The organism is Desulfosporosinus shakirovi (assembly GCF_020595055.1).
GTDB lineage: Bacteria > Bacillota > Desulfitobacteriia > Desulfitobacteriales > Desulfitobacteriaceae > Desulfosporosinus > Desulfosporosinus shakirovi.
In genome coordinates, this window is record NZ_JAJDOO010000002.1 from 144,080 (window position 1) to 156,744 (window position 12,665).

At 43.7% G+C, this 12,665-nt stretch carries 5 protein-coding genes; all 5 read left to right on the forward strand.

The window, feature by feature from the left end; genetic code table 11:
• Window positions 1–56 precede the first annotated feature (56 nt).
• The 5 genes from addB to LJE72_RS02805 all read left to right on the forward strand — a co-directional run bounded on the left by addB (window position 57) and on the right by LJE72_RS02805 (window position 12,665).
• Window positions 57–3,800 (forward strand): helicase-exonuclease AddAB subunit AddB, encoded by a 3,744-nt coding sequence (addB, locus tag LJE72_RS02785; RefSeq protein ID WP_229246109.1) that lies wholly within the window; start codon window positions 57–59, stop codon window positions 3,798–3,800.
• Entirely contained in the window at window positions 3,793–7,896 is a 4,104-nt protein-coding gene (locus LJE72_RS02790; protein WP_229246110.1) for a UvrD-helicase domain-containing protein, read from the forward strand. The genes addB and LJE72_RS02790 overlap by 8 nt, the downstream gene beginning before the upstream one ends.
• Window positions 7,897–8,182: 286 nt before the next feature.
• A complete protein-coding gene (locus LJE72_RS02795) occupies window positions 8,183–11,215 on the forward strand; it encodes an FAD-dependent oxidoreductase (RefSeq protein ID WP_229246111.1) in 3,033 nt (1,010 codons plus the stop codon).
• Between the two features lie 39 nt (window positions 11,216–11,254).
• Window positions 11,255–11,722, forward strand: a complete 468-nt coding sequence (locus LJE72_RS02800; protein WP_229246112.1) for a hydrogenase iron-sulfur subunit — start codon at window positions 11,255–11,257, stop codon at window positions 11,720–11,722.
• On the forward strand, window positions 11,715–12,665 hold the full coding sequence (locus LJE72_RS02805; protein WP_229246113.1) for a 4Fe-4S dicluster domain-containing protein: 951 nt from the start codon (window positions 11,715–11,717) through the stop codon (window positions 12,663–12,665). Before LJE72_RS02800 ends, LJE72_RS02805 begins: the two co-directional genes overlap by 8 nt.

The following is a 12,665-nucleotide window of genomic DNA, read 5'->3' on the forward strand; positions in this document are numbered from 1 at the left end:
AACATGAAAATAATTTTGTGTGTTGATGAAATGTCTTGTTGAAGGGAGGGAGTTATATGGGTTTCCGTTTCATTTTTGGTCGAGCCGGCAGTGGCAAGAGCACCCTGTGTTTAGAAGAAATCCGAAGTGAGCTCCGCAATGAACCGGGAGGGGCACCGTTTATCCTCCTCGTTCCCGAACAGGCTACCTATCAGTTGGAGGTTGCTTTAGCTAATACGCCGGATCTTGGAGGAAGCTTGCGAGCTCAGGTTTTAAGTTTTCGACGCTTGGGCTGGCGGGTATTTTCAGAGACTGGAGGCGGACAAAAAGTTTTGATCGGCACGATAGGAAAACGGATGCTGATTCGCAAAATTCTTTTAAAGCACCGTCTCAAATTAAAGGCCTTCGCGCGCTCTGCTACCCGACCTGGCATGGCTGAACTGCTTGCTCAAGCCATCGGAGAATTTAAGACTTATGGAGTTGTCCCAAATGATTTACGAAAGGCTAAAACTGCGAACAGTATTTTATTAGATAAGCTTGATGACTTAGCTTTCATTTATGAAGAGTTTCAAGCAACACTTGGGCAGGGAATTCGAGATCCAGATGATGAGCTGACAGTTTTGGCAGAAAAAATCCCTCATGCCCCTCTTATCCGAGGGGCAAAAGTATGGGTTGACGGGTTTACCGGATTTACCCCTCAAGAATTAGAAGTCTTAAAGATTATCATGTTAACTGCTCAGGAAGTTGTCATTACGTCCTCTCTTGATCCGAATTACCTTTCAGAGGAGCACCATCTAGGAACAGGGATATTTAGAGCGGGTGAGGAGCTGTTTGCAGGACCTTGGAAAACTTACCAGGACCTGCAACTCATTGCTTTGGAAACAGGTACCCATATACATACTCCTACCTTGCTTAAAGCCTCAAAACGATTTAAACAGCCTTGGCTTTGGCATTTGGAAAAATATTATGCTGCGTATCCAACTGTATCTTATGGAACTAATCAGTCTTTCGATTCATGCAATTCTAGGGATGAAGCGCCTGTCGCTGTTGACACTGCAACTGAGGGCATTCAGGTTTTTTCAGCAGTCAATCGGAGGGCTGAAGTAGAGGGAGTAGCACGAGAACTAAGGCGCTTGGCTAGGGATGAGGGGTTTTGCTGGAATGAGATGGCGGTCACGACTCGTGACCTCTCAGGTTATGCCGAACTGATTGCTCAAGTTTTCACGTCCTATGAAGTCCCACATTTCTTAGATTATAAACGTTTTGTCCTCCACCATCCGCTAATTGAATTGCTTCAATCCATCTTGGAAGTTGCGCAGAGCAATTGGAGGTACGAACCTCTATTTCGCTGTTTAAAAACCGATTTTTTTCCGCTTCAAAGGGATGCGGTCGATCGCTTGGAAAACTATGTATTAGAACATGGGATACATGGCGAGGGCTGGACGAGAAATGTTGATTGGCGATATCACCGTCAATGGACTTTAGGAAAAAATGAGGAACAACGGGTTACGGAGCTTATGTTTCAAGAGGAACTAAACTCCTCCAGACAGACTGTTTACGACCTCATTGCTCCATTGATGCATGGATTCGTATCGAAAGGTGAGTCTAGAGCTTCAAATGTGCGGACAGTCACGGAAGCATTATATGTTTTTCTGGAAACTTTAAATATTCCTTCAACCTTAAAAAGGTGGTCGCAAAAAGCCCAAGAAGAAGGAGATCTGGGCGAGGCTCGGTTGCATGAACAAATCTGGGAATCCGTCGTTCAAGTCCTGGATGAAATTGTGGTTGGTTTGGGGGAAGAAAGCCTGGAGCTCGAGGACTATGCTTTAATACTTTCTTCAGGGATAGAAGGGATTGAACTAGGTCTGATTCCCCCCGGACTTGACCAAGTTTTAGTGGGTTCATTAGATCGATCACGAAATCCCGAAGTGCAAGTTCTTTTTCTCATAGGGGCTAACGAAGGCATACTTCCTGCACGACCAGTTTCTGACGGAGTACTTGACGCTGAGGAAAGGGTACAGTTAGAGAAAGCAGGGGTTGCCCTTGCTCCAAAAGGAAAGTCTCAGACTTATGAAGAACAGTTTTTCATATATATGGCACTCACCCGCGCTGTAGAAAAACTTGTGGTTTCTTATCCTTTGACTGATGAAGAGGGGAAAGGACTGACAGTTTCCCCTGTTGTCACACGGATCGGCCACCTTTTTCCAACCCTGAGTGAGAATTTCCTGGGAAACCAAGAAGACATATATCAGATTAGTCAACCGGATTCTACTCTTCAAATCTATGCGGATCAACTACGCACTCTGCGCCAAGGAGTACCGCTTTCAACTCTTTGGCAGGCAACCGAAAAGTGGCTCATCGAGGATCCGCTTCGGCATAATCAAACCAAGAGATTACAGGCCAGCCTCACGACCCAGAATCAGGAGGGGAAACTGCAGCGTCCGCTGGCTCGACGCTTATATGGTAAACGCTTGATGGCTAGTGTCTCTCGTCTGGAACAATTCGCCAAATGTCCTTTTGGTCATTATGCCCGTTATGGACTGAAGTTGCGTGAGAGATCTGCTTATCAATTATCCAGCCCCAATATGGGGGAATTCTTTCATACTCTTTTACATGATTTTGCAATCGAACTACAGTCACGCGGCTTAGATTGGGGCAAATTGACGAAGGAAGAATCTTGGGCACTTATTAGTGAGCTGGCAGATCAAATAGCACCCAGTCTGCAGCATGAAATCCTTTTAAGCAGCGCTCGCTACCGCTATTTAACCCGTAAACTGAAGCGCACAGTTCATCATGCAGTTCGAGTGTTAGGCGAACATGCCCGAAAAGGGATATTTATTCCCATCCAACTCGAAGTAGGTTTTGGTCCGCAAGAGACCCTTCCCGGAGTGGAGATCCCGTTAAATGAAGACGATTCGTTGGTGCTCTGCGGACAAATTGACCGAGTGGATGCTGCTTTCTTAGATGGACAAGTCTATCTGCGTATCCTTGATTATAAGTCCCGTGAGTTATCCTTATCGCTGGATTCTATTTATTACGGCTTAAATCTCCAACTGCTTACTTATTTAAACGTCGCTCTACAGGGAGCGGAAGTCTTGTTAAATACTACGCTAGCTTTGCCTTCGTCAGAGGAAACGGAATCAAGTACAGACAGTACCATGAGTGAGATTGCTGCAGGGAGAGATAACCCATTTCTAGAGAAGATTCCTGCGGGATTTCTTTATTTCCCCGTACTGGAACCTCAGCTCGAAGAGAAACTTCCTCTTAGTACGGAAGAGTTGGAGCAACATCGCGTCAGAGCAGTCAAAGTTAGTGGTTATTTATTAGCAAATCCTAGAGTGTTAGAAGCCATGGATTCAACGTTTACAACAGGACAATCCGAATTATTGGGACTTAAATTGAAAAAAGATGGCACCTTTAAAAAAGGGACTAATGTCCTTACTGAGGGTCAATTTTCTCTGCTTAGTGACTATCTTCATCAGTGGTTTCGAGAGAAAGGGGAAGAAATACTAGACGGTGACATTTCCCTATCTCCTTTCCGCAGAGGAAAAAGTACGGGATGCCAGTATTGTGCATATAAGCCCGTGTGTCACTTTGACCCCTACCTGCCGGAAAATCAATACCGAGACCTGTCTTCTCTAAAACCAGAGGAGGTTTGGGATCGACTGGATATATCAAAAGAAGGTACTCCTTGTGACTCTTTGCCCGAAATAAAGGATCCCAACGCTTTGGCTTTAAACTGGCTTGGTGAAGAGAATGAGCCGAAGAAGGAACTAAAGATCGAGACTCGTAAGTTGAAAGGCGGTAATCTGAGTGAGTAAACCCAAATGGACTGAAGAACAGAATGCCGCCATCATGTTGCAAGGAGAACTCTTAGTTGCCGCCGCAGCTGGTTCAGGCAAAACAGCTGTACTTGTGGAACGGTTAATCCGCCGCATTAAGAATGCTGAAGACCCTGTCGATGTTGACCGCTTCTTGGTTGTAACCTTTACAAAAGCAGCGGCCAATGAAATGCGAGAGCGTATCGGCAAAGCCTTAGACGACGCTCTGTTTCAAGAACAAGAGCCTAGGGAAATGGAGCGCATACTAAGCCAACGCACCCTTCTTCATCAGGCTAGTATTACGACACTTCATTCATTCTGTCTGGAGTTGATCCGAAAGTACTTTTACCAACTTGAGCTAGATCCAGCCTTTCGAGTTGCGGATCAAGCTGAGGCAGAGTTACTGCGTCAGGATGTCATTGAAGAAATCTTTGAGACTAGATATGCTATAGAAGACGATGAGTTTTTGAGGCTTGTCGAAGCCTTTGGCACGGATCGTGATGATCACCCCTTAATTGAGCATGTTCTTAATCTCTATTCATTCGCCTATAGTCAACCCCAACCTAAGTCGTGGTTAAATTCGCTTAAAAGGGCCTATTCTTGGGATAGTATTAAATCCCTTATGCAAAGCGAATGGGGGCAAGCCCTTCGCCAAGGACTACTCGATCTTGTGAGTGAAAGTTTAGGCTTACTCGCTAGGGCCAAACAAATTACCCAATCTCCAGGGGGACCAATGCTTTACTCAGCAACCTTGCAAGATGATCTAAACCGCATTGGGTTACTTAACCGAGCTTTACAAGAAGGGGATTGGGCTGAGGTTGAAGCGGAGTTTTACTCCGCGGTGAACTTTCCAAAGCTGCCGGCGATAAGATCAAAATCGAAGCAGAAGTCTGCTCTGGTTGAAGAACAAGCTGAATACGGTGAATCTATGAAAAAAGGGTTACAGGAAGAAAGTAAAAAATTAAGGGATGACGCTAAAAAGAAACTGAATTCTTTAAAGGAAGCGGTCTTCGCTTATCCTCTCAATGAACAGTTGCCTGGCTTGCGAGAGATGGGAACGATGGCTCAAACACTCAGTGACTTAGTGAGCGAGTTTTCTCAAGTTTATGCAACTGCCAAGGGACAACGCAATATTTTAGACTTTACTGACCTGGAGCATTTTGCCCTCCGATTACTGGAAGAAGAGGGTGAGGCTTCTTTGATTGCCCAAGGATTAAAGGAGTTTTTTGCTGAAGTATTAGTGGATGAATATCAGGACATTAACCCTGTCCAAGAACGCATTTTACATCAGGTATCCAGACAAGGGGAGTCCCCTAATCTGTTTATGGTGGGTGATGTCAAACAAAGCATTTATCGTTTTCGCATGGCAGACCCTAATTTATTTATTGCAAAATACAACCTGCTTCCACATTGGCAATCAGACATGACAAAGGATACTAAGACAATGGTCATTGATCTAAACCGTAACTTTCGCAGTCGGCTTGAGGTGGTTGAGGGGGTTAATTTTCTCTTTCGTCAGATCATGACCTTAAGCGCAGGGGAAATCGCCTATGAGGACCAGGCAGCCTTACAATATGGAGCATCCTTTGTTTCCGGGAAAAATCAAATTCGCACAGCAGAAGGGCCAATTGAAGTTCACCTTATTGACTCAAAGAGTATAAAAGACGAGCTGAATTCATATTCTGATGAAGGGACAAAAGATATTGCTACTTTGAGCGAAGGACCATCAGAAAGTGACAGATCAGAAGGTGTCAACCCTGCAGAAAATGATGCTGAGGACTTGGGAGACACTTTATCATCAGAAGATATGGATAAAGCTCGAATCGAAGCACGCCTTGTCAGCCAGAGGATTCAGGGGATTGTCCAAGGAGCGGAATTTCAAATCTATGACAAAAACAATACAAAATTTCGACCAGTTCGATATTCTGATATTGTTATCTTGATGCGTTCTTATTCAGCGGTGGCACCAATCTATATAGAAGAATTCCAGAACACTGGCATTCCTGTTTATGCCGAAACAACCAGCGGTTACTTCGGAGCCAGTGAAGTGGAAACAATTTTGTCACTTCTTAAAATCATTGATAATCCACATCTGGATATTCCTTTGGCAGCAGTTTTGCGCTCCCCGTTGGTAGGTCTAAATGGGAGAGAGTTAGGCCAAATTCGCATGATGCTCCCCGAAGGGGATTTCTTTGAAGCACTTACCATTGCAGTATGGGCCGGGCTTGACGAGGGAAATCCTGCCTTAGAGCAAGTCGATGAGTTTAAAATCATCTTAGGGCTATATGAGGAATCCTTGCCAGAAAAACTTAACAAGGCTCGTCTGATTTTATCCGTCGCTCCCATGTTAAAGGAGAAAATCTCGGATTTTTGGCTTAACCTGCAATCATGGCGAACACGATCCCGACGTACTTCCTTGGCAGATTTGCTTTGGTCTCTTTATGTAGAAACAGGGTACTTGGCTTATGTCGGAACCTTACCGGCAGGCGTACAGCGTCAAGCAAATCTGCGTGTGCTCTATGACCGTGCCCGTCGCTTTGAAGCAACTCGTTACCGCGGCTTGTTCCGTTTCCTGCGTTTTCTGGATCGCTTCCAAGGACAAGGAAAAGACATGGGAAGTGCTCGAGCATTAGGAGAAAATGAAGATGTCGTTCGGTTAATTACGGTTCACGCCAGCAAAGGCCTGGAATTCCCTGTTGTTTTCGTGGTTGGTCTAGGTCGAACTTTCAATACCCAAAGCCTCAGAGGTAAGATGCTTCTACACTCCAAATTAGGAATTGGTATGCCCATCATCGATGTAGAAAACAATGTGCGCTATCCCTCGTTAATTCAATACGCTGTCAAACAACGCTTGGCTCAAGAATCTTTGGCTGAGGAGTTGAGGATTCTTTATGTAGCCCTTACAAGGGCTAAGGAACGTTTATTACTTTATGGCTCCTTGGACAATTTCGATGATACACTCAATAAATGGTATCGTACTTTAGATTGGCAAGATATCCCCTTGCCATCAGGTCAACTCCGGAGTGCCAAGTGCTTTCTGGATTGGATCGGTCCTGCCTTAGCACGACATCCAGACCGACTTTTTGGTGAGGAAAATTCTCCTTTAACATTAACTATGCCAGATATAAGTTCAAAATGGGAACTTCATCGTCACTGCAGTTTAACATCAGTTAAAGAGGTAAACAGGGAAGAATCTCAGGAACTTGACGAAAGCGTCGAAGAAGCACCAAAGAAGGAAACGGATACCGATGCCGAGCAAAGCAATACAGAGAACTCTTCTAATATTAAGACCTTTGAAGAATGGTATTCTGAGGTCAGTCGACGTCTAAACTGGCAGTACCCACATCCAAAGTCTGTTCGGCAGGTTGCTAAAACGAGTGTTAGTGAACTAAAACGTCAACAAACCTGGCATGTAAATGATGAAGCGTCCTCAATATCCACACTTCGAAATCAATCGGATACCATAAAAAGGCCAAAATTCCTTCAAGCAACAAAACAATTAACTGCTGCCGAACGAGGAACCGCTTTGCACACAGTTATGCAGCATCTTCCCTTTAAAGAATGGACAACCCATTGGCCAAGCCTGTCTCTGAAGGAGCAGGTTAATGAAATAAAGGAATTTCTGAATCAATTAGAACATCGAGAAATACTTAGTTATGAGCAACGGAGTGTCATTCAACCAGAACAGGTTGTACATTTCTTGGGCACCCCCCTAAGTCAGCGACTTTTCAAAGCAGAACAAATTCTTCGAGAATTACCCTTTACACTAACATTTCCGTGCGAGGACCGGACAAATGTCATGGTCCAAGGGGTTATTGATGTGGTTATTATGCACAAGGATGAATGCGGTAATATTACAGCAGAAATTCTTGACTACAAGACAGATTCATTTCGAACAGACAATGAAACTGACCCAGAGCAGATTTTAAGAGAGCGGTATACTCTGCAACTGTCACTCTACGCCCAAGCTATTGAACGCTTAAATAAGGTAGAGGTTACGAGTTGTACGCTCTATTCCTTTACTCTTGGCCGCGAAATTACGATTTCAGAGGAGCTTCGTAAGAGCATTATAGAACCTGGTTTTCCATTTCCCTAAGTCATACCAATTCAATTGATTTACAATTATGGTTAGTAATATTGCATTCTAAGTTTAGTTTAAATTAGTATAATAACTGAGCTTTTCTATCCTTATTAGTGTTCAAAATTTTGAACATATGTCATTAAATGATTTAATAAGGGTAGATTGCTATAAAATTATTTAATTCCATAATATTTCGTCATTTCTAAAAAGGATTTTTCAATTAAATGGCGAAGTTAATTAATGTTCCTTGTGATTGTTGTAACTATCTTTAATAAGGAGTAAGGATGAAAGAGGGGTTGTAATGAGTCAAAATAAAATAGGTTCTGTTTTGATTGTTGGCGCTGGAATTGCCGGGATTCAAGCTGCACTGGATTTAGCAGAGTCGGGATACTTAGTTCATTTGGTAGAAGAATCGTCAGCAATCGGCGGAACTATGCCAATGTTGGATAAGACCTTCCCAACCAATGATTGCTCGATGTGTATTTTGTCACCAAAACTGGTTGAATGCGGACGCCATCTTAACGTCAGAACCTACACCAATTCACAAGTTGTTAAAACAGAAGGAGAAGCCGGAAATTTTAAAGTCACTATTAAGCAAAAGGCACGTTACATTGATCTGGAAAAATGTACGGGGTGTGGAGCCTGTGCTGAAGCTTGTCCGGTAAAAGTCGATGATGAATTTAATCAGGGCCTAGGAAAACGAAAAGCTGCGTTTAAACAGTATTCGCAAGCCTTCCCAAATGCCTATGGAATTGACGAAAAAAATTGCTTGTATCAAACTCGGGGTAAAGCCAAGGGGAAAGACATTTGCCTGAAATGTGTTAAAGCATGTCAAGCTGGCGCAATCGACCATCAGATGGAAGACAAAGAATTTGAAGTCGAAGTAGGGTCAATGATTCTTAATCCCGGCTTCAAAATATTTGACGCCTCCAGGCTTGATTACTACGGTTATGGAAAAATCAAAAGCGTTATAACAAGCCTTGAATTTGAGCGCCTTCTCAGCGCTTCTGGTCCCTTTGACGGACATTTAGTAAGACCTTTTGATCAAAAAGAGCCACAAAAGATTGCTTGGATCCAATGTGTCGGTTCCAGAAACGCCAAAATCAATAATAATTACTGTTCTGGTGTTTGCTGTATGTACGCTATCAAAGAAGCCGTTATTGCTAAAGAACACAGCCATATTCCAGTGGATACAACCATTTTCTATATGGACATGAGAACCCCTGGTAAGGATTTCGAAAAATATTATAACAACGCTAAGAATAATCAAGGGGTTAACTTCATTCGTTCTCGTGTATATGAAGTTACTGAAGCCAAAGATGATTCCGGAGATGCTTGCATAAGATACTCCACAGAAGATGGAAAAATTTGTGAAGATCAATTTGATTTAGTCGTTCTGTCTGTGGGTCTTGAGCCAGGCGACAGTTCCAAAGAATTAGCCAAAATGTTAGATCTCAAAGTCAACAAATTTGGATTTGCTGAGCTTGAACCGCTAAGTGGGGTAAATACCTCCAGAGCAGGTGTTTTTGCTGCAGGAGCCTTTAGTGGACCGAGAGATATTCCTGAAACTGTTATGCAAGCCAGTGCCGCTGCCGGTGCTGCCTCCGCTTTATTATCCGATGAGCGTGGAACCTTGGTTAGTGAAAAAGAATATCCACCTGAATTAGATGTTGTCGGAGATGTTATACGAACCGGTGTCTTTATTTGTCACTGTGGTGTCAATATCGGCGGGGTTGTAGATGTACCCAGTGTTGTAGAATATGCCAAGACTCTGCCTACCGTAGCCTATGCCACGGACAAAATCTATGCTTGTTCTCAAGATGCTCAGGCTTCGATTAAAGCATTGATCAGTGAACAGAAACTGAATAGAATTGTTGTTTCTTCCTGTAGTCCGCGAACTCATGAACCTTTATTCCAAGAGACGTTGAAGGAAGCAGGTTTGAATGCCCACCTGTTTGACATGGCTAACATCCGTGACCAATGTTCCTGGGTTCATATGCACGAGCCTGAAAAAGCGACCGAGAAAGCGAAAGATCTCACAAAGTTAGCAATCGTTCGTGCTTCCATGCAACAACCCGTCCAACCTATCTTCATGTCAATGAATCATACTGCCTTAGTGATCGGCGGCGGAGTAGCAGGGATGACAAGTGCCGTATCTTTAGCTGATCAAGGCTATGAAGTTCATTTAGTGGAAAAAGATAATGCTTTAGGTGGAGTTGCTAGAAGATTCTCTACCGGTTTCAGAGGAGAAGACATGAAAGCCTTTGTTGCTGGGCTTATCGATCAAGTAAGCAACCATCCAAACATTAAACTTCACGTAGGTGTGGGAATAAAAGACGTTGGAGGTTTCTTGGGTAACTTTACCACTACTTTAGAAAATGGAGAACAACTGGCACATGGTGTGGCACTCCTGACCATTGGGGGGCAAGAATACAAGCCTAAGGAATACTTATATGGTCAAGATGACCGCGTCATGACCCAAATCGAAATGGATGAGGCACTCTATAACCATGACCCTAAAGTGGATAATGCTAAGAATTTTGTCTTTATTCAGTGCGTGGGTTCTCGTTCAGATGAAAACCCGTATTGCAGCCGTACCTGCTGTACTAAATCCGTTAAATTAGCGCTTAAGGTCAAAAAGAAAAATCCAGGGGCTAATGTATTCGTTCTATACAGAGATATGAGAACTTATGGCTACTACGAAGAGGACTATGAGGAAGCAAGACGAATCGGGATCATCTTTGTCCGCTATAGTGAGAATGCCAAACCCGTTGTAAGCAAGGAAGCAGATACCCTTGTTGTAACAGTCACTGATCACGTTTTAGATCGACCTATAGAGATTGAATCAGATGTAGTTTGCTTAGCTGCTGCCATTAAGGCGCCTGCTGACGGCAAGAAACTTTCCAAATGGTTCAAAATCCCCTTAAATGCCGAAGGATTCTTCTTAGAGGCACATATGAAATTACGGCCTGTTGATTTTAGTACAGATGGAGTCTTTATGGCAGGTATCGCTCATAGCCCTAAAAATATGGAAGAAGTTGTAGCACAAGCTAAAGCAGCCGCTGGGCGCGCCGGTGTTGCCTTGTCTCAAGATCAAGTAGAATCTGCCGGTCTAAACGCTTTTGTCAACAAACGCAAATGTACTGCCTGTGGAACTTGTGAAGCAGTTTGTTCAGCCAAAGCCGTCACCGTTGATATGGTTAACCGCGTTGCAGTTGTGAACGATGCTCTATGTAAAGGCTGTGGAGCATGCGCTTCGAGTTGTCGTTGCGGAGCTATAAGCCTCAGAGGGTGTACAAACGAGCAAATTGTGGAGATGTTAAACTCCCTATAAATTTTGGGCACCTAATAACATTGGGAAAGGTAGATGATTATGGGAGAAATTCAGGTAGAAACTGAAAATAAAAAATACGAACCAAAAATTGCGGCCTTCTTGTGTAACTGGTGCAGTTATGCAGGAGCAGATCTAGCGGGTGTTGGTCGAATTCAATATCCTGCAACTATTAGAACCATCAGAGTCCCATGTTCCGGTCGAATTAATCCCCTATATGTCTTGAAAGCAATGGCCAATGGGGCAGATGGAGTCTTAGTTTCCGGCTGTCACCCTGGAGATTGCCATTATATTAGCGGCAATTATGTAGCAAGAAGGAAATTTGCACTTATTAAATCCTTACTAAACCATGTTGGTTTAGAAGAAGATCGGATTAGTTTTTCATGGGTATCAGCAGCAGAAGGTGGCCGCTTTGCTGAAGTTGTTAAAGGGGTTACCGAGCGTGTCAGTACTCTTGGTCCTAATAACGGAATCTTTAAAGTAGTCGACGGGGGTGCAGCGGATGAGTAAAATTATTAACGATATCCGAGAAACGGCTCGTCAATTACTGGCTGAAGGCAAAGTAGATGTTGTTATCGGTTACGAAAAAGGTTCCTTACCACTAAAAGCGACTCCTTGCTTTGTTCATTCTTCAGAAGGGGTTGACTCCTTGATATGGGATGAAACTTGCGAGAATAATTTAGCGACTTATGCAGCTAAGACTCCCGGAAAAAAAGCCATTGTCGCCAAAGGGTGTGACAGTCGCGCTTTAGCAGTCTTGTTACAAGAAAATCAACTTGTCAGAGATGACTTATATATTATTGGCGTTTCCTGTCACGGTGTCATTGATCAAAGAAGAATCGGAGCTGAAGTGGGGGAAATTCTCGAAGCTAGTATCAGCGATGGTAAAATATCTGTAAAAGGAATGGAAGGGGATAAAGAGTATCTCTTTACGGAAGTAAAGGATGCTACCTGTCGAACCTGCCGTTACCCTAACCCTGTCATGGAGGACCTTCATATTGGCGATACGATTGAAGTTGCTCAAGGAGCTGCCGCCTTTGCAGACGTAGAAGCCTTGGAAAACAAATCTGACAACGAGCGTCAAGAATATTTCAAAGAGCAAATGAGCAAGTGCATTCGCTGTTATGCCTGCCGCAATGCTTGTCCTTTATGCTATTGTCAGGAATGTTTTGTGGATTGCAATTCTCCAAGATGGCTCACTGGCGGTGTAAATCGTGCCGAAAATCTTCTTTTCCAAGCCGGCCGTGTTATGCATTTAGCTGGCCGATGTGTTGATTGCGGTGCATGCAGTCGTGCATGTCCACAAGGTGTCGACATCCGCGCCTTGAACCGTAAAATGACGAAAGATGTTTACGTCATGTATAACCATGAATCCGGTATCAGTGAAGAGGGTAAACCTGCTCTTAATGAATACAGCGCAAATGATCCAGAACAGTTCTTGGTAAAGGAGTGA

What these genes read in the sequence shown, in the direction of transcription:
- addB (WP_229246109.1), top strand. Translation starts at nt 57, where the DNA reads ATGGGTTTCCGTTTCATTTTTGGTCGAGCCGGCAGTGGCAAGAGCACC.
- LJE72_RS02795 (WP_229246111.1), top strand. Translation starts at nt 8,183, where the DNA reads ATGAGTCAAAATAAAATAGGTTCTGTTTTGATTGTTGGCGCTGGAATT.
- LJE72_RS02800 (WP_229246112.1), top strand. Translation starts at nt 11,255, where the DNA reads ATGGGAGAAATTCAGGTAGAAACTGAAAATAAAAAATACGAACCAAAA.
- LJE72_RS02805 (WP_229246113.1), top strand. Translation starts at nt 11,715, where the DNA reads ATGAGTAAAATTATTAACGATATCCGAGAAACGGCTCGTCAATTACTG.